Origin of the sequence: Marinifilum breve (genome assembly GCF_003202155.1) — a bacterium.
In the GTDB taxonomy this organism is placed as follows: Bacteria; Bacteroidota; Bacteroidia; order Bacteroidales; family Marinifilaceae; genus Marinifilum; species Marinifilum breve.
Genome location: NZ_QFLI01000005.1, coordinates 17473 through 36434 on the forward strand (window position 1 = coordinate 17473; position 18962 = coordinate 36434).

Sequence of the window (18962 nt, forward strand, 5' to 3'; positions counted from 1 at the left end):
AATTCTTTTGGAAGCAGAAAACTCTTAAAACTTATAATGATTATAAATATCAGGCAAATAAAAACCAGAACATATTGGTGTTCCGGTTCTTTATCCATTATTCTTATTTTATCTTTTGGCAAACTCTTTCTTTCCGTTCTCCAGAAACTCAAGGAATCTGTCCGCATTCAAGTCATATGCTCGAGGTTCAACCAGAGTATTCTCATCATGATCTAAAAGCACATAATAAGGCTGTGCATTTACTCCAAATCTGGTAATCTGGAAATCGGCATATTTCTTACCCAATGTCTTTTTTACTTTTCCATCGTAAGTAGAAGTTATCCAATCTTCTTCAGGCAGTTTCTGTTTGTCATCCACATATAATGCAATAATCACATAATCCTCACGCAGTACTTTCTGCACTCTGGCATCAGACCAAACATTGGCTTCCATCTCTCTACAGTTTACACAACCGTGCCCCGTGAAATCGATAAAAATAGGTTTATTTTGCTCCTTGGCACAAGCTAATCCTTGCTCGAAATCAAAATAACCTTGCAAGCCATGTGGCAAGTGCAATTTATCAGCGTACTTTGGTGTTTCACAAATCTCATTTTTGGCACCTTTAAAACTAGCTCCTGACTGATCGCGAACTATGGCGGAGATATCAAAATCTTGTGTGGTTTGTGGTGGCAAATAACCTGAAATCGCCTTTAGCGGCGCTCCAAACATTCCTGGAACCATATACACTACGAAAGAGAAAGAACAAATTGCCAACATTAATCTTGGTACCGATATGTATTTTAAATCACTATCGTGACTGAATTTTAATTTACCCAACAGATAAAATCCCATTAAAGTGAAAATTACAATCCAAATTCCCAGGTATACTTCTCTATCCAAAATTCCCCAATGATAAGTCTGATCGGCAATACTTAAGAATTTCAACCCTAAGGCCAATTCTAAAAATCCCAATACAACTTTTACGGAATTTAGCCATCCTCCCGATTTTGGAAGATTACTTAACCACGAAGGAAAAATGGCAAAAAGGGTAAATGGCAATGCAAATGCCAAGGAGAATCCAAACATTCCAATAATAGGCTCCAAAACCTCTCCTCCTGCCGATTGAACCAAAATAGAACCAACAATTGGCCCTGTACAAGAGAATGAAACCAATACCAATGTAAATGCCATAAAGAAGGATCCTGCCAATCCTCCTTGATCCTCTTTTGCCACTGATTTATTCACCAACCAAGATGGCATGGTAATTTCAAACATTCCGAAGAATGAAAAAGCAAAAATGAAGAAAATGGCAAAGAAAATTACATTAGGAATCCAATGTGTACTTAACCAATTGGCAAAATCAGCTCCTAAAGTAATGGCTACAATTGTACCAATAATGGTATATATTCCAATAATCGAAATCCCATAAAATACTGCATTGAAAATGGCCTTCTTTCTGTTTTCTGAGCTATGCATAAAGAATGACACTGTCATCGGAATCATTGGAAATACACAAGGAGTAAGCAAAGCGATCAATCCAAAGGTAAAGGCTATAAAAAACAATGACCACAACGAAGCGTATTCCTTTCTTGGATTCTTCATTGCATTGATTTTTTCCTTTTCAGCCTTTACAGGCGCTTCCTTAACTTGATTGGATACTGTACTTCCCTCGTTAATGGCAAACTCAAAATCGGGAGTAAACAACACACATTCCCCTTCTCTACAAGTTTGATATTCCATTTCGCCTGAAACCGTAAATGCTACATCAGATAAAACCTTAATTTTTTGTTTTAAGATTGCTTCATGCTCAAAATATTCGATATCCATCTCGAATATTTCGTCGAAAGTTTTTTTTGCTTTGGTAATTTCTTCTACTTCACCAATGCGTTCATAATTTCCCGATTCCTCAAAAGTAAAACTCAATCGAACCGGTCCTCCGTCTTCAAAATGCTGCGAATACAAATGCCAATCCTGATCTATTTGTGCTTTAAATACTAGATTGAATTCTGTATCACTTAATTTTTCAGTAGTAAATTCCCAGGAAACAGTTTCTAAAATTTGTGCTTGTGTGCTCAAGAAACTGGTAAGGAGTATTCCCAGAAGTAAGGTGAGAATTTTTTGTTTCATATGGTTTAGTTTTTACTATAACACTTATAAAATTAGCATTATAAGTAAATTACACAAAACCATATAATCCTCTTAACAGTTATTTAAGAGGATTTTGCAATATGTATCAATAAAGTGATTATAGTTCGATTTCCTGGTTGTTGTTGTCGAAAATCTTATATACCAATAAATCGTATGAAGGAATTTCTTTTACCGCCAATTTAATTCCTAATTTCGATTGCCATTCACGACGCAATGTCTTCCAGAAACCTTTGTTGATATAGGCAGCAACAAATGGATGTACTTTTAATGTAAGTTTCTTTTCTCCACTATCAGCAACCGATTTTAGTTTTTCTTCAATTTGATCGGTTAACAACACAGCTGGTGATATTTTTCCTGTACCAAGACAAGTAGGGCAAGTTTCCTGAATTTCGATGTTCATTTCAGGACGAACACGTTGACGAGTAATTTGCATCAAACCAAACTTACTTAAAGGCAAGATATTGTGTTTGGTTCTGTCCTGTCCCATCACCTCTTTCATGCGTTCGAAAACCTTCTGGCGATTCTCAGCAGAATGCATATCGATAAAATCGACAACAATAATTCCACCCATATCGCGCAAGCGAAGCTGACGAGCAATTTCATCGGCAGCAGCAAGATTAACTTCTACAGCGTTTGTTTCCTGGTCGTTTCCTGCTTTCGAACGGTTTCCACTATTTACATCAATAACATGGAAAGCCTCGGTATGTTCAATGATAAGGTAAGCTCCGTTTTTAAACGAAACAGTTTTCCCGAAGGAAGATTTAATTTGCTTATCAACACCCAACTGATCAAAAATCGGCATATCTCCACCAACATGTTTCACAATTTTTGATTTCTCAGGAGCGATTCCAGCAATGTAGTTTTTAATATCCTTGGCAGCACTTGCATCATTTACATAGATATTTTCGAATGATGAATTCAAAATATCACGCAAAATAGCAGTAGTTCTGTCCATTTCACCCAAAACCAATTTTGGAGGATGCATATCTCTGATATGTTGGAAACTTCCTTCCCATTTCTCCACCAAAGTTCTAAGTTCCTGATCTAATTCAGCAACACGTTTTCCTTCAGCAACAGTTCTAACAATAACCCCGTAGTTTTTAGGCTTAATGCTCTGAAGTAGCTGACGTAAACGATTCTTCTCTTCGGTTGATTTAATTTTCTGAGAAATAGAAACTTTATCCGAAAAAGGAATCAGAACAATATTTCGTCCTGCAATGGATATTTCCGAGCAAAGTCTCGGTCCTTTTGTAGAAATAGGCTCTTTGGCAACCTGCACCAGAATGTATTGCCCCGACTTAAGAACATCGGACATTTTACCATTCTTATCGATATCCTGTTCCAATCTCATTTTAGAGATGGACAGATTACGACCTTTTCTTGCCAAGGCCTGTTGTAAGAATTTATTTAGAGAACGAAATTGATGTCCTAGGTCAAGATAATGCAAAAATGCATCTTTCTCATACCCAACATCAACAAACGCAGCATTCAACCCGGGCATAATCTTCTTTACCTTTCCCAAATATATGTCTCCTACCGCAAATTGAAGATTACTTTTCTCTCTGGTTAACTCAACCAATTGTTTGTTGCTAAGCAGAGCAATTACAATTTCATTAGGGTTTACATCAATTACAAGCTCGTTACTCACTATTTAAATTCTTCTTATTTTTATTAAAGGTAATCAGTTCTTACAAATAGATAAACCTAAAGTACTAAAAAGTTCTTTAGGTTTATTTATTTTGTTCTTACAAACAAGCTATAAGAAAATTATTTCTTCTTCTTATGACGGTTTTTTCTTAGTCTTTTCTTACGCTTGTGCGTAGCCATCTTATGTCTTTTTCTTTTCTTTCCGCTAGGCATAACTTCGAATTATTTAATGAATTTAAAAATCTAAAACTACTTTACGTTAGTTTTCACTTTACTTACGAAAGTTTTCGCAGGCTTGAAAGCTGGAATAAAGTGTTCAGGGATTATAATTGTAGTGTTTTTAGAAATGTTTCTTGCAGTTTTCTCTGCTCTTTTCTTAACGATAAAACTTCCGAAACCTCTCAAATACACATTCTTTCCTTTTACCAATGAACCTTTAATTGTATCCATGAAAGCTTCTACAGTTTTCTGAACTGTAATTTTCTCAATTCCTGTGTTTTTAGAAATCTCGTTAACAATATCTGCTTTAGTCATCTCTTAAAAAATCTTTAATTATCAATTATTTACAACATCATTTCCTCAAATCAGATTGCAAATATATAAGATTTCCAGTTATTAACGAAATTGAAAACAAATATTTTTACGCATTTTTGAAAAAAATTGAATCATACATTTTTTTTCGAGATGCTTAATAACCAAATCATAAACTGGTATTGCGAGAACAAACGCGACCTGCCTTGGCGAAATACAAAGGATCCATATCTAATATGGATTTCTGAAATCATGTTACAACAAACCAGAGTTGTCACAGCAATTGACTATTATTACAAATTTACAAAAAGGTTTCCAACTGTAACAGATTTAGCATTAGCTGATGAGCAAGAAGTTTTAAATTTATGGCAAGGACTAGGATATTATTCCCGTGCCAGAAATTTACATCATGCAGCAAAAACCATACATACTATATATAAAGGTATATTTCCAAATACTTATAAAGAGATTCTTGCTTTAAAAGGTGTTGGCTCATACACTGCTGCGGCAATTTCATCTTTTGCATACAATTTACCTTATGCGGCAATAGACGGTAATGTTTATAGAGTGCTAGCAAGATTGTTTGGCATAGAAACTCCAATTGATAGTACTGAAGGGAAAAAGGTATTTCAAAATCTTGCTACTGAAACTATGGGTAATGCAAGACCAGAAGTATACAATCAGGCAATCATTGAATTTGGTGCATTACAATGTACTCCAAAGTCGCCCAACTGTAGCACTTGCCCAGTTCATTCCAATTGTTTTGCCTACAGTTCAAATATGGTAGATCAGTTGCCGGTAAAGAGCAAACAAATTAAGCCGAAGAATCGATACTTCTACTATTTGTTTCTATCTTGTTCAGGTCGTTTTGCCATTGAAAAAAGAGAGGGAAAAGATATTTGGCAAAACATGTATCAATATCCCCTTATTGAGAGTAATTTTGAACTTTCAACTGAGCAATTGCTGCAGTCGGATCAATGGAATGATATTTTTGATTCATCCAATTTGGTAATACAATCAATTAGTGATAATATCGTGCACAAATTGACACATCAAAATATCAATACCAAGTTCATTCATATTGATATTAGTGCAGAGGAAATCAAAAATTTCGAAAGGTTTATTTTTGTGAATAAAAAGGAATCGGAAGAATATCCATTCCCTAAGCTGATTAATAATCACATTTTAAACTGTGATATTTAAAATAAGCCTTAAATATATTATGATACAACATAAAAGTTTGTACCTTTAACGTATTGCTAACTAAAAATTTAAACATATGTCAGTAAACAAAGTAATTCTAGTAGGAAACGTAGGAAAAGATCCTGAAGTAAAATACTTCGACAATGATGTAAGTGTTTGTAATTTTCCTTTGGCTACAAGCGAAACTTATACCAAAAATGGTGAAAAAGTTACCCAAACCGAATGGCATAACATTGTTCTTTGGCGCGGATTGGCTAAGGTTGCTGAAAACTACGTAAAAAAAGGTATGCAATTGTATATCGAAGGTAGCTTAAGAACCAGATCTTGGGAAGATCAGGATGGAAATAAAAAATACATTACAGAAGTTATGGCTTCGAACATGCAAATGTTGGGTAGAAAAGGTGATAACGAAGCTGCTCCCCAAGCAAGTTCTGAAATGACTCAGCCAACAACTACTGCAGCTGCTGATAGTTCTGTTGAGGAAGAAACTGATGATCTTCCATTCTAAATTACGCGAGTGTTAACTAACTTGAGAAAAAATTGGAAACAGACAGTTTTTCAACACTATTTTTAAACAATTCTGATATTGTTTTTCACACTTTAGATATAAGTACCATTATAAGTTTACTTGTAATGGTACTTCTTTTATTTTGCTCCGCTTTGATTTCAGGATCCGAAGTTGCTTTGTTTTCTTTATCACCACAACAAATTAGTGGTATTGAAGCAGAAGAAAATCAAAAAAACAGACGATTATTAAAGCTTTTAAGAATGCCAGAGGAGCTACTGGCAACCATTCTGATTGGTAATAACTTTGTAAATGTTGGTATTGTTATCCTTTCCAGCTTTATTACCAATTCGATAGTAGATTTCTCGAATGCACCAACCATTGGATTTTTGGTTCAGGTGGTGATTATCACATTCCTGTTATTATTGTTTGGAGAAATTATACCAAAGGTTTATGCCACGCAAACATCGGTTAAGTTTTCGAAATTCATGGCTTTTCCATTGTACTATATGGAAAAGATATTCAGACCGATGTCGGCAATTCTAATCAAATCAACTTCGATTGTTAACAAACGTATTTCCAAGAGACAAAACATCTCTATGGGTGATTTATCGCAGGCACTTGAATTAACTGCCGACGAAATCACCGAAGAAATGGAAATTCTGGAAGGAATTGTAAATTTTGGAAACATCAATGTGGTGGAAATTATGAAATCGCGTGTTGATGTTGTTGCCATTGACGTAAGAATGGGATTTGGAAAACTGAAATCGATTCTAATCGATTCGGGATATTCCAGAATTCCTGTTTACGATGGAACTTTCGATAACGTGAAAGGAATTTTGTATGTGAAAGATCTACTGCCTCATCACCACAAACCAAACACATTTCGTTGGCAATCGATAATCAGACCTCCGTTTTATGTGCCTGAAACCAAAAAAATCAACGATTTGTTAGAAGAGTTCCAGACTCAAAAAAATCACATGGCCATTGTTGTTGATGAATATGGTGGCACATCTGGTATTATTACTATGGAAGATATCCTGGAAGAAATTATTGGAGACATTCCAGATGAGTCGGATGAAGAAAAAGAAACTTATACACTAGAAAAAGACGGCACTTACCTGTTCGAAGGAAAAACTTTGCTTAACGATTTCTTTAAAATTACAGAATTAGATTCTGATTTATTTGAAAATATTAAAGGTGACGCCGATACATTGGCTGGTCTTTTATTGGAAATGAAAGGTGAAATTCCTCAAAAGAAAGAAGAATTCATGCACAAGGATTTCAAGTTTATTGTAGAAGCCGTTGATAATAGAAGAATCAAGAAAATTCGTTTTCTTCCACCTAAAGTAAAATTAGCCAAATAAAAACATTACATCTGAATAAAGTACAAAATGAAGTTAACTCAGTTCGTTTCATACACTCTTATTGTCTTTCTTGCACTTGGATTTATATCCTGTAAAGAAAAATACACGCCAAAACCTAAAGGTTATTTTCGTATTGATTTGCCAGAAAAACAGTACGAAAACTGGAGCAATAATTACCCATACAGTTTCGATAAATTGTCAATTGCTAATGTGAGACCAGACAAGACAAAAGGTGCCGAAAAATATTGGTTAAACATTCAGTATCCCGATTACAAGGCGACAATTCACTTAAGCTATAAAAGTGTAAACGGAAATGTTGAGGAGTATCTGGAAGATTCGCGAAAAATGGCATACAAACACAGCATTAAAGCTGATGCCATTGGAGAGCAAGCATTCCAAAATCAGGATAAAAATGTATATGCGCTGATTTATAGAATTAAAGGAAATGCTGCCTCATCGGTGCAATTTGTTGCAACGGATAGTACCAAGCATTTTTTGCGTGGAGCACTTTACTTTAAAGAGCATCCCAACCAAGATTCTTTGGCGCCAGTAATTCAGTATATCGATAAAGATATGGTGAAGTTGATTGAAAGCTTAGAGTGGAAATAATGCCATTATTTAAACACCTACATATTAGCGACGATTGTAATCTATACATCTGGAAGATTGATGAAGAGGTAGATTACCTAAAAAATCAAGTTGAATTAAGCGATAAGGAGCTTGAAAAATTCAATGGATTTGGTAGCCAATCGAGGAAAAAAGAATATTTGACTACCCGATTGCTGGTTCAGAAATACATTGCTGCCGATTTAAGAATGGAGAACAACGAACATGGGAAGCCATTTCTAATTGATTCCGATTTAAATATTAGCGTTAGCCATACCAAGAATTTTGCAGCTATATTTGTAAGTAAGCATTCCATTCCTGCTTTAGATATGGAATACCTATCGGATAGGGTTGATCGAATTGCAAAGCGCTTTCTTTCTGAATCGGAGCTGGAAAATATTTCAGAGCAAGATCGAACTTTCCACCTATACCAACACTGGTGCGCAAAGGAATGCTTGATTAAATTCTATGGCAAAAAGGATGTGCATTTAATTAATGAGTTGAAGATTCATCCTTTTTCACCCGATCAAGATACATTCACAGGGGAAGTTTGTCGTGATGATTTTTCTGAATCATATACCTTTCAGCACATAAATTTTGATGGGTATTTGTTGGTTTATTCCTTGAATCCCTGAAGTATCAACATTATTTCTTGTTCTTTTAACGTTAATACTTGTGTTTTCAATGTTGAAATCTAAGTCGGCAACATTGCCAGCTGAAATTTCAACGTTAAAAGCTCAGGTTTCAGCGGGAAAAGCTGTCTTTTCAATCAAAAAACAAGTCCTTCAAACCTAGAAAGACAACAAAAAACATTAAAAGGTAAGGTTTCAACACTAAAACCTCAGGATTTAATATTACCCACTCAACTTTTAATGTCGTACGCTCTCCTTTGAACGTTATTAATTCAACTTTCAACCTTGCCGTGTTACCTTTCGACATTAAAACTTCAAGTTTTTACACTAAAAATTGAACTTATAACACTATATCTTCTCTATTCAACGTAGCCTACTGCGTTAACTCCTCAATAGGATTACCATCGCAACCTGCAGGGATTGAAATGTTCAAGAAATTTGAAATTGTTGGAACGATATCTTCGACGTAAACCGTGCGAGATACTGTACCACGTTTAATTTTCCATCCATACCAGAACAATGGAACCTGATTTGTGTAGCTGTATTGAGCAATTTCATCTCTTTCATCCTTCATCTTGTGCATCCAACCTGGTTCAAGGGTAATTAATACATCGCCAGATCGTTTTTGATTGAAAGAGCGCTGCACCTTCTGCATCACCCCATGCGTATAGTTGGCAGTAATTAAACTGCTGGCCGGAATCGTGCTGGCCACACCTGTAAACTGAATCAAGAAATTGGCTGCTTTCAACTGCATCTCTTCCAAAGATAGTTTCGAATCTTCAATCAACTGATGGTTTAAATAGACCTGCTGAGAATCGTATCCTAAAATCCAATCGCCACTACCGTACAATACATTCAAATATGATTTAAGAAGTGCCATTGCATTGTAGGAACTAAAATATCCGTTAGGAATGTTTTGTGCTTTTAAATTTTCAGGCGTATAGTTTGCCGATTGATCTGCAGTCAAGAAAACAAGCACATTTTCCAAACCAATCTGTTCATCCAGGAAATCCAGAAAATGTTCAACTTCTCTATCCAATCTGATAAAATTATCAATCATTTCCGCAGAAAAAGGAGAAAGTTCTCTGTGTTTGTAATCCAAGCATGAAAAAGTTACGGCTAGAAAATCGGTATCATCATCGCGCCCTAAGTTTTCATTTATTATAGCAGAAATAGCAAAGTCCTTTACCAGCATGTTACCAAAAGGAGTAGCTTTAATGGCTTTGTATCCATAGGTTCTCTTCTCCTTATTCAAATCGTAATAGAAATCTGATGAAAGTCCAACCTTACCCAAAATCTTTTCTGAAATTCCTGGCTTGTCTTGTCCATCGAATGGGGTCCAGATACGATCCATATAAAAATCAGCAAAGTTCTTATTATTGAACTCACTTACCCAATTGTAAAGGGTGTCCTGATAATGAGAAGATGTAACAAACTTTCCTGATAAATCATCCATCCAATAAGCTCCATCGGCCCCATGACCTGCTGAAAACAATGCAGCTTCGGCATTTAAGCCCACTCCAATTACCCTGGAATGGTTATTGAATAACTTGATTTCATCGCCAACGGTTGGTGCCAATAAGTTTTTAGGAGATTTGCCTTTTTCTTTTGTTTCGATTCCAACAATTTTAGCTGCTTGATCATCTTTTGCCAGGTTTAATTCACCTGATAATCGATCGTACCACCCGTGCGAAATCACCCCATGATAAGCTGGTGGCGTTCCGGTAAATATGGTTGCATGATCGGGACCTGTTTGTGAATACAAGTAGCTAAACTTTGCATTTTTACAGTAGGTTCCCTGGTTCATTAAACGCTTAAAGCCTTTTTCGCCAATCAGGTTCGAAAATCGGAAATAATAATCAGGACGCAAATGATCTACTACAATTCCCACAACCAACTTTGGTTGTTCCGATGGAATTTTGCGAGTTCGCTGTGCGTGAGCTAATGATAGGTTGGCAATAAAAAATATCAGTAATATAAATCCGATTCGTTTGTTCATCCTTAAATATGTGTTGGCGGTTAAAAATTGTCCGCAACAAATATAATGGATTCACTCTGATTTATGGAAATGTTGTGCAGAATTACAGGCTTATTTAGTTTGTGGTTGATAACGAATCACATCAACTTGTTCCATGGTTATCATTCCTCCACCACCCGATTTTTCAATTAGCAATTCAAGGATATGAAGGAACCCTTCTACTTTTTCGGTGGAGTCAACAATCTCAACAATTATTGGCAAATCATCGGCAAGGGCAAATATTTTAGAGGTATGAATTCTTGAACTGGCTCCGAAAGACATGATTCCACGATGAACCGTAACGCCAGCCAAGCCATATTTTTTGGCTCCATAAACAATGGCTTCGTACAAAGGACGCTGGTAAACCCTATCGGCTTCACCAATAAATACTCGAAGTAATTTTGCCTTTCCTTTTAGTTTCATCGCTTCAGATGTAAGTTATCATATCTTAGAACTGATAATCTCAATCTAAAATCTGAACTAAAACAATTTATGAATCTGGGTACCTAAATATACTGCCAACAGGCCAAGAAACACGCTTCCTCCCACATACATAGAAAGATACAAAAATCCGCTGTCTTTTAAAAGGTTCAATTTATCGAATGCGAAGGATGAGAATGTGGTAAAACCACCACAAAAACCTACTGCAAGAAACATCCTGATTTCAGGACTAATTAAATTATCACGCTCAGCAAGCGAGTAAACAACTCCGATGATAAAACTACCTACAATATTAACTGTCATGGTTCCAATTGGAAAAATGGTATCGAAAATTCGGTGCAATCCCTGTCCAATTAAAAACCGGGAAACACTTCCCAAAAAACCTCCCATGCCAATTAATAAAAGTGTACGCAACATGTATATTTAATTAATAATGAGTAATTGGTAATGAATAATACTAAATCATTCACCGTGGCAAATATACTCCTAATGTTTGATATATTTTATACAAAAAATGGCCACTCAAAACTGAATGGCCATCTTGTATATTGTCTGAAGTAAATTATACATTAAAACGGAAGTGCATGATATCACCATCCTGAACAACGTATTCTTTACCTTCTACATTCATTTTTCCAGCTTCTTTACAAGCATTTTCAGATCCAAGTTCTGAGTAATCTTCATATTTAATTACCTCTGCACGAATAAATCCTTTTTCAAAATCGGTATGAATAACACCTGCTGCCTGCGGAGCTTTTGCACCCTTTGGGTAAGTCCATGATCTCACCTCTTTTACTCCCGCAGTAAAATAAGTTTCCAAATCAAGAAGTCTGAAAGCAGCTTTAATCAACTTATTCACCCCTGGTTCTTCCAAACCTAAGTCTTCCAAAAACATTTGTTTCTCTTCGTATGTTTCCAATTCCGCAATATCAGATTCAATACCTGCACCAACAACCAGCACTTCAGCATTTTCATCTTTTACAGCTTCTCTTACAGCATCAACATGTTTATTTCCTTCTTTTACTGATGATTCGTCAACATTACAAACATAAAGAATAGGCTTAGTTGTTAGCAAGTGAAGATCCGTTGTTACCTTTTCCTCTGCCTCGCTCAATTCAATCACACGAGCTGATTTTCCCTGCATCAATGCTTCTCGGTAACGCTCCAAAACTTCACACAATCTTTTTGCTTCCGGATTTTTTCCAACCTTTGCCAACTTGGCTGCTTTTTGCAGTCTTGCCTCAACAGTTTCCAAATCCTTTAATTGCAATTCAATATCAATCGTTTCTTTATCACGAATTGGATCAACAGAACCATCAACATGAACGATATTATCATTTTCGAAACAACGCAATACATGAATAATTGCATTGGTCTCACGAATATTCGATAAGAATTTATTTCCTAGTCCTTCGCCTTTACTAGCTCCTTTTACCAAACCAGCAATATCCACAATCTCCATTACAGAAGGTTGAACTCTTTCTGGCTTCACCAACTCTGACAATCTAATTAATCTTTCATCAGGAATGGTAATCACACCCACATTTGGTTCAATGGTACAAAAAGGAAAGTTAGCCGATTGTGCTTTCGCATTCGACAAACAATTAAACAAAGTCGATTTACCCACGTTTGGTAATCCTACAATTCCGCACTGTAATGCCATGGCAATTCTATATTATTTTGATTTGCTTTTAATTCTATTTTTAAAAATCTGTGCAAAAGTACATTTAAATTTCCGATGTGCCAATTTTCCTTTTTATCTCCTAAAAAAATGTTAATCGAATAAAAAGAATCTTACGAAATGAACTATTTAACTTATATTTTGCTAGTTTTATGTCACAACTATGAATCGAAAATTAATAGTCATATTACTTCTGTCCTTTATTCCTCTTGCATCAATAAATGCTCAGGAGTCACAAAATATTAAATTTGGTCATATCGACAGACATGTTAGAAAAACGCCTGATAGTGTCACCAATAACATTATAAATCTTCACAATTATTTAATCGAACCAAGCACTAATCAAGCTGAAGCAGTAAGAGCTTTCTATTTTTGGATTATTAAAAACATCAATTACAAAAATCAAATTGAACTGTTATATGATCCCCAAGTATTATTCTATATTGGCTCAAACAATTGTTCATCACCAGTTTGTGTTCTAAAACGAAGAATAGCTGTATGCGAAGGATTTTCGCGTCTATTTCAATATTTCTGTGATCAATCGGGAATAGAATGCTATTCAATTAGTGGATATATTACTAAAAATGGAGCATTACAGGATCGTGCCACACATGCATGGAATGTCGCAAAAGTTGATGGAGTTTGGTTTTGTTTTGATTTAAGCTGGGCCAACGCTATTTTAGAGCATACTGGAATAAAAAGTCAGGCCAATGAGTTTTTCATGGCTCTGCCAGAAGAATTTATTAATACACATTTGCCATTAATACCTATGTGGCAATTTTTAACGAATCCTGTTTCTTTGGAGGTATTTAATGCAGGTGAAGAAGCCATTATCAAACATTTAGATGAAGCTCCAAAGCACTTTCATTTTAATGATAGTATTGCAGAATATAAGCAACTATCGAGTGCAAAACAGAGGTTAAAAACTGCTGATGAAATTTTCCGTGTTAATCCGGCGAACAAATTTAACTTGGCCATGGAGTATTACCGATATGCAAGAATTATTCTGAACTACGAAGGAGATATTGATGCATTGCAGTATTATCACTTTTTAAAAGCCAAGAAAAAACTTACAAAAGCCATTGAATTATTTAGTACCTCAACAGATATTTCATCAAAAATAATGAGGTTACAAAGTTTGGATAATTTGAGAATTATAGAGCGGATTATTGATCAGGAAAGTGAGAATTTTATTTTTTTGGATTGATTAAGTTATTCAATAATAAATGGTTTCTTATTTTTGTCAGATAAATCATTAATATTTTGTTTTGAAACTATATCCCCACTTAATCATCGCCCTACTAGCAGTTATTTTTGCTGAAACATCATTTGCGCAAAACAAAGCTACTCAAGCTGAAGAAAAAACAAGAATTCTTTTCATTTTCGATGCCTCTCAAAGTATGAATGGTTCTTGGGAAAAGTCAAAGAAAATAGATATTGCCAGAAAGTTCCTAATCAGAATGGTGGATAGCCTTGAATGCGAAAATAATGTTGAGATGGCACTAAGGGTATATGGTCATCAAAGTCCTGTTCCTCCTCAAGATTGCAACGACACCAAGCTAGAAGTTCCATTCTCACATAATAATGCTGGAAAAATCAGGCAAACTTTACGATATCTTATTCCAAAAGGAACTACACCAATAGCACACTCGTTGGAAATGGCAGCCAATGACTTTCCCATTACCAAAGCTGGGATTCGTAACGTGGTGATTTTAATTACTGATGGTGTGGAAGCATGTGATGGTGATCCGTGTGAAGTATCTGACAAATTGCAAAAAGCTGGAATCATTTTAAAACCATTTATTATAGGTATTGGTCTTGATGTTAATTTTAAAAGTAGTTTTGAATGTATTGGAAACTATTTACAAGTTGAGCATGAAGAAAAGTTTGGCGGTACTTTAGAATATGTAATGTCTCAAGTTTTAAACAAAACATCTGCCCAGGTGAATTTGATAGATGCCAATGGTTATCCAACAGAAACTGATGTGGCCATGACTTTCTACAACAATGTTTCGGGAAAGGTTCGCTATCAGTTTATGCACACTCTCAATGCAAAAGGAAATCCGGACACTTTATATATTGATCCTCTTTTAACCTACAACATTACCATTCATACCATTCCTGAATTGTATAAAGATAGTGTCACCATTCAGCCAGGAAAACATAGCAAAATAGGATTCGATGCTCCTCAAGGATTTTTAAAAATTGAATCGAATCGAACTAATATGTATAAGGATTTGCAAACTCTAGTTAAAATTGATACCCAGATTATAAATACACAAAAAGTAAATCAAAGCATCAAATATATAACTGGTAATTATAATTTAGAGGTTCTTACTCTTCCAAGAATTACAATTCCAAATGTAAAAATTGCCCAAAGTTCTACAACCAGTATTAAAATTCCTCAACCTGGCTTGGCTACCATTTTTAAACCATCAAGCGGACCTTGCAGTCTTTTTGTACAACGCAAAGGTAAACTAGAGTGGATTTATGACATTGATGATAAAAAGCTAAGAGAAACTTTAACCCTGCAACCTGGTGTTTATCATGTAATCTACAGAAACAAAAACGCTTCACTATCTCAAAACTCCAGAAAAACAAGCTTTGAGATATTTTCAGGAAAGTCAAGATCTGTAAGATTCTAAACATATTGATTTACAGTTTTATAAAATATCTTACTTTTCTCTAAGTATCTATTATTTAGATGGGATTCGCTCATGCAGGATAACATTTTTGTATATCTTTGCATCCATTAAATAAAACCTTACCAAGTTTTTATCATTAAAATCTCATTTAATTTCAAATGGATCTAAAAGAAATGAACAACCAAATGGATCTTACGGTAACTGATAAGGCATCGGATAATATCCGTATTCTTGCAGCTGCTATGGTAGAAAAAGCAAAATCTGGTCACCCTGGAGGTGCAATGGGCGGTGCTGATTTTGTAAATGTACTTTACTCCGAATTTTTAAACTTCGACCCAACTGATAAACTATGGATTAATCGTGATAGATTTTTCCTTGATCCGGGTCATATGTCTCCAATGTTATATTCTATTCTTGCATTAGTAGGAAATTATAGCATGGATGATCTGAAAAACTTCAGACAATGGGGTTCTCCAACTCCTGGTCACCCTGAAGTAGATTTCGAAAGAGGTGTTGAAAATACTTCTGGTCCATTAGGACAAGGTCACACAATGGCTGTTGGTGCAGCAATTGCTGAGCGTTTCTTAGCGGCTCGTTTCGGTGATTGGATGTCACACAAAACTTATGCTTTCATTTCTGATGGTGGTATTCAGGAAGAAATTGCACAAGGTGCTGGTAGAATTGCAGGAACTCTAGGTTTAAGTAACCTAATCATGTTCTACGACTCTAACAACATTCAGCTTTCAACTAAAGTTGAAGAAGTTACAACCGAAGATACAGCTAAAAAATACGAAGCTTGGGGATGGAACGTAATTACCATCGATGGTAACAACGCTTCAGAAATTCGCGTAGCTTTGCTTGCTGCTAACAACGAAACAGAACGCCCTACTCTTATTATTGGTGAAACCTTAATGGGTAAAGGTGCTGTTGACGCTGAAGGTGCTAGCTTTGAAAATATGGTATCAACTCACGGTCAACCATTAGGTGCTGCGGGTGCTTCTCTAGACAAAACTGTTGAAAACTTAGGAGGTAACCCAGAAAATCCATTCCAGATTTTCCCTGAAGTTGAAGAATACTACAAAGAAGTTCTTAAAAAGAAACAAGAATATGCTGCTGCTAAAAAAGCTGAACAAGCTGAATGGGCAAAAGCAAATCCTGAACTAGCTGCTAAATTGGAAAAATTCTTTAGCGGTGATGCTCCGGAAATCGATTATGCTGCAATTGTACAGAAATCAGGTGCTGCAACTCGTGCTGCTTCTTCTGCTGTTTTGGCTGAATTGGCAAAGAATGTTGACAACATGATCGTTTCATCTGCCGATTTGAGTAACTCAGATAAAACAGATGGATTCTTAAAAGAGACAAAAGCAATTGTTAAAGGCGATTTCTCTGGTGCATTCTTGCAAGCGGGTGTTGCTGAGCTAACAATGGCTGCAATTTGTAACGGTATTGCTCTTCACGGTGGTGTTACCGCTGCATGTGGTACATTCTTCGTATTCTCTGATTATATGAAGCCTGCAGTGCGTTTATCTGCTCTTATGGAAGTTCCTGTGAAGTACATCTGGACTCACGATGCTTTCCGTGTAGGTGAAGATGGACCAACTCACCAGCCAATCGAGCAAGAAGCTCAAATTCGTTTATTGGAGCAATTGAAAAATCACTCAGGTGAAATGAGTTTATTGGCTCTTCGTCCTGCTGATGTTGATGAAGCTACCGTTGCTTGGAAAATGGCTATGGAGAACACAAAAACTCCTACTGCATTGATCTTATCTCGTCAGAATATTAAAGATCTTCCTGCTGCAAGCGGAAACAGATACGAAGAAGCTTTGGCTGCAGAAAAAGGTGCTTACATTGTTGAAAAACCAGAATCTACTCCTGATGTTATTCTATTGGCTAGTGGTTCTGAAGTTTCTACTTTAGTCGCTGGTGCTGAAATTTTGAAAGCTGACAAAGGTTTGAAAGTACAAATCGTTTCAGTTCCTTCAGAAGGATTATTCAGACAACAATCTGCAGAATACCAAAACGAAATAATTCCTGCTGGAATTCCTGTTCTTGGTTTAACTGCTGGTTTGCCTGTTACTCTTCAAGGATTGGTTGGTGCTAACGGTAAAGCTGTTGGTTTAGATCATTTTGGTTACTCAGCTCCTGCTGGAGTTCTTGATGAGAAATTTGGTTATACTGCTGAAAATGTTGTGAAAGAAGTTGAAGCTCTTCTTCAAAAATAATTCACAATTCAAGATATGAATCCGGAATCAATTTGATTCCGGATTTTTTTTGCCCTAGTGTAAATATCGTTAATTAAACGAACTAAATTTTTCAATTATATTTTTCTTTATTCAAGGCAAACTTTACAGGCATAGCAATAACTACGGCGAAAAAGTTTAACGCAGAAGAAAGGGAATAGCTTGAAAATTTGTTTGGGTGATTAGCTATTTTTACACTTCAATTAAACCTTTTCAAAAGAATTAGGTCTTACCTTTCGTGATACAGTTGCAAATGGCTACTTTTATCATGCATTATCAGGTTAAAGCTTTAATTAAACAATAGATGAATCAAATAACTGACGAAGAAATTTTACAACTTTTTCAGGATAAGAAAACTCAAAGTGAAGCATTTTCTCTTTTGGTAAAAAAATATCAGGAAAGGCTGTACTGGCAAATCAGGAAAATTGTATTGTCGCACGACGATGCAGACGATGTTTTGCAGAACACTTTCGTGAAGATTTGGAAAGGCTTGCTTAACTTTAGGTACGATGCAAAACTTTTTACCTGGATGTATAGAATTGCAACCAACGAATCGTTAACATTTCTGAAAGACAAGCAAAGAAGAAGCATTGCCTTTGCCAATAAAGATGTGGAAGAAATGCTGATTGCAAATTTGGAAGCTGATGAATATTTCGATGGAGATCAGGCTCAGATCGAATTGCAAAAGGCAATATTACAATTGCCCGAAAAACAACGCCTGGTTTTTAACATGAAATATTTTGATGAAATGAAGTACGAGGATATGTCGGAAATTCTTGAAACTTCAGTTGGAGCTTTAAAAGCTTCCTATCATCATGCAGTAAAGAAAATTGAATCTCTGTTAAAGCTTGAATGTTAGATACATTAATTCAGCAATAGCGATTAAACCAAATTGAATTTTGACAGTCTAAAAAATATACGAATCATGAATAATCTGTCGGATATGAAAAAAGATCAACCATTTAAAGTTCCTGAAAATTATTTCGAGAACCTAAGTGATCGAATTAATGAAAGAATAGAACAGGAAGAGAATCCAAAGGAAAAGAATTTGATTCAAATTCTGAAGCCATATATGTGGATGGCTGCTAGTGTACTTGCATTTGTACTTATAGCCAAATTGATTTTGACTACTGCAGTTCCTACTGATTTTCAAAATCAACCAATTTCACAAATAGAGGACAGCAGTGCCGTTAATACTGAGAATGTAGAATCTGATTTCTTCTTTGACAGCATGTCCGAAACTTCTTCTGATGAAATTATTGAGTATCTTTCGGATTACGATATCGCAACCGATGAATTATTGGCGAACTTATAATTATT

General features: G+C 35.6%; 17 protein-coding genes. 10 read left to right on the forward strand and 7 right to left on the reverse strand.

Going from position 1 to position 18962, the window contains the following annotated elements; all coding sequences use genetic code 11:
* Positions 1–108: 108 nt before the first annotated feature.
* The 3 genes from DF185_RS11870 to DF185_RS11880 form a co-directional block, all read right to left on the reverse strand.
* On the reverse strand, positions 109–2106 hold the full coding sequence (locus DF185_RS11870; RefSeq protein WP_110360977.1) for a protein-disulfide reductase DsbD family protein: 1998 nt from the start codon (positions 2104–2106) through the stop codon (positions 109–111).
* Between the two features lie 118 nt (positions 2107–2224).
* Complete coding sequence (locus DF185_RS11875) at positions 2225–3775, reverse strand: Rne/Rng family ribonuclease (RefSeq protein ID WP_110360978.1); 1551 nt, start codon at positions 3773–3775, stop codon at positions 2225–2227.
* A 248-nt stretch (positions 3776–4023) separates the two neighbouring features.
* Complete coding sequence (locus DF185_RS11880; protein WP_054714163.1) at positions 4024–4308, reverse strand: HU family DNA-binding protein; 285 nt, start codon at positions 4306–4308, stop codon at positions 4024–4026.
* A 150-nt stretch (positions 4309–4458) separates the two neighbouring features.
* Between DF185_RS11880 and mutY the strand changes: the two genes are divergently transcribed.
* The 5 genes from mutY (at position 4459) to DF185_RS11905 (ending at position 8621) form a co-directional block, all read left to right on the forward strand.
* On the forward strand, positions 4459–5508 hold the full coding sequence (gene mutY / locus DF185_RS11885; protein WP_110360979.1) for an A/G-specific adenine glycosylase: 1050 nt from the start codon (positions 4459–4461) through the stop codon (positions 5506–5508).
* A 76-nt stretch (positions 5509–5584) separates the two neighbouring features.
* Positions 5585–6016 (forward strand): single-stranded DNA-binding protein, encoded by a 432-nt coding sequence (locus tag DF185_RS11890; protein WP_110360980.1) that lies wholly within the window; start codon positions 5585–5587, stop codon positions 6014–6016.
* A gap of 125 nt (positions 6017–6141) precedes the next feature.
* Positions 6142–7380: a gliding motility-associated protein GldE gene (gene gldE / locus DF185_RS11895; RefSeq protein WP_110360981.1), complete on the forward strand. Its 1239-nt coding sequence runs from the start codon at positions 6142–6144 to the stop codon at positions 7378–7380.
* A 27-nt stretch (positions 7381–7407) separates the two neighbouring features.
* Positions 7408–7989, forward strand: coding sequence for a gliding motility lipoprotein GldD (gldD, locus tag DF185_RS11900; protein ID WP_110360982.1), 582 nt, complete (start codon positions 7408–7410; stop codon positions 7987–7989).
* Complete coding sequence (locus DF185_RS11905) at positions 7989–8621, forward strand: 4'-phosphopantetheinyl transferase family protein (protein ID WP_110360983.1); 633 nt, start codon at positions 7989–7991, stop codon at positions 8619–8621. The genes gldD and DF185_RS11905 overlap by 1 nt, the downstream gene beginning before the upstream one ends.
* 370 nt (positions 8622–8991) lie before the next feature.
* Here DF185_RS11905 and DF185_RS11910 read toward each other — a convergent pair whose 3' ends face one another.
* The 4 genes from DF185_RS11910 to ychF all read right to left on the reverse strand — a co-directional run bounded on the left by DF185_RS11910 (position 8992) and on the right by ychF (position 12739).
* The gene (locus tag DF185_RS11910; RefSeq protein WP_110360984.1) at positions 8992–10617 is read right to left on the reverse strand and encodes an alkaline phosphatase family protein; all 1626 of its coding nucleotides are present in this window, start codon (positions 10615–10617) and stop codon (positions 8992–8994) included.
* A 90-nt stretch (positions 10618–10707) separates the two neighbouring features.
* On the reverse strand, positions 10708–11058 hold the full coding sequence (locus tag DF185_RS11915) for a DUF190 domain-containing protein (RefSeq protein ID WP_110360985.1): 351 nt from the start codon (positions 11056–11058) through the stop codon (positions 10708–10710).
* Positions 11059–11115: 57 nt separating this feature from the next.
* The gene (gene crcB / locus DF185_RS11920; RefSeq protein WP_110360986.1) at positions 11116–11493 is read right to left on the reverse strand and encodes a fluoride efflux transporter CrcB; all 378 of its coding nucleotides are present in this window, start codon (positions 11491–11493) and stop codon (positions 11116–11118) included.
* Between the two features lie 145 nt (positions 11494–11638).
* A complete protein-coding gene (gene ychF / locus DF185_RS11925; RefSeq protein ID WP_110360987.1) occupies positions 11639–12739 on the reverse strand; it encodes a redox-regulated ATPase YchF in 1101 nt (366 codons plus the stop codon).
* A gap of 181 nt (positions 12740–12920) precedes the next feature.
* Between ychF and DF185_RS11930 the strand changes: the two genes are divergently transcribed.
* The 5 genes from DF185_RS11930 to DF185_RS11950 all read left to right on the forward strand — a co-directional run bounded on the left by DF185_RS11930 (position 12921) and on the right by DF185_RS11950 (position 18957).
* Positions 12921–13964 carry a transglutaminase domain-containing protein gene (locus DF185_RS11930; RefSeq protein WP_110360988.1) on the forward strand — a complete coding sequence of 348 codons (1044 nt, stop codon included), beginning with the start codon at positions 12921–12923 and terminating at the stop codon, positions 13962–13964.
* 61 nt (positions 13965–14025) lie between these two features.
* Positions 14026–15402: a vWA domain-containing protein gene (locus DF185_RS11935; protein WP_110360989.1), complete on the forward strand. Its 1377-nt coding sequence runs from the start codon at positions 14026–14028 to the stop codon at positions 15400–15402.
* Between the two features lie 158 nt (positions 15403–15560).
* Positions 15561–17624, forward strand: a complete 2064-nt coding sequence (locus DF185_RS11940; RefSeq protein ID WP_243421769.1) for a transketolase family protein — start codon at positions 15561–15563, stop codon at positions 17622–17624.
* A 322-nt stretch (positions 17625–17946) separates the two neighbouring features.
* Positions 17947–18501 (forward strand): RNA polymerase sigma factor, encoded by a 555-nt coding sequence (locus tag DF185_RS11945; protein ID WP_110360990.1) that lies wholly within the window; start codon positions 17947–17949, stop codon positions 18499–18501.
* Positions 18502–18567: 66 nt separating this feature from the next.
* Positions 18568–18957 (forward strand): hypothetical protein, encoded by a 390-nt coding sequence (locus DF185_RS11950; protein WP_110360991.1) that lies wholly within the window; start codon positions 18568–18570, stop codon positions 18955–18957.
* Positions 18958–18962: the final 5 nt, after the last annotated feature.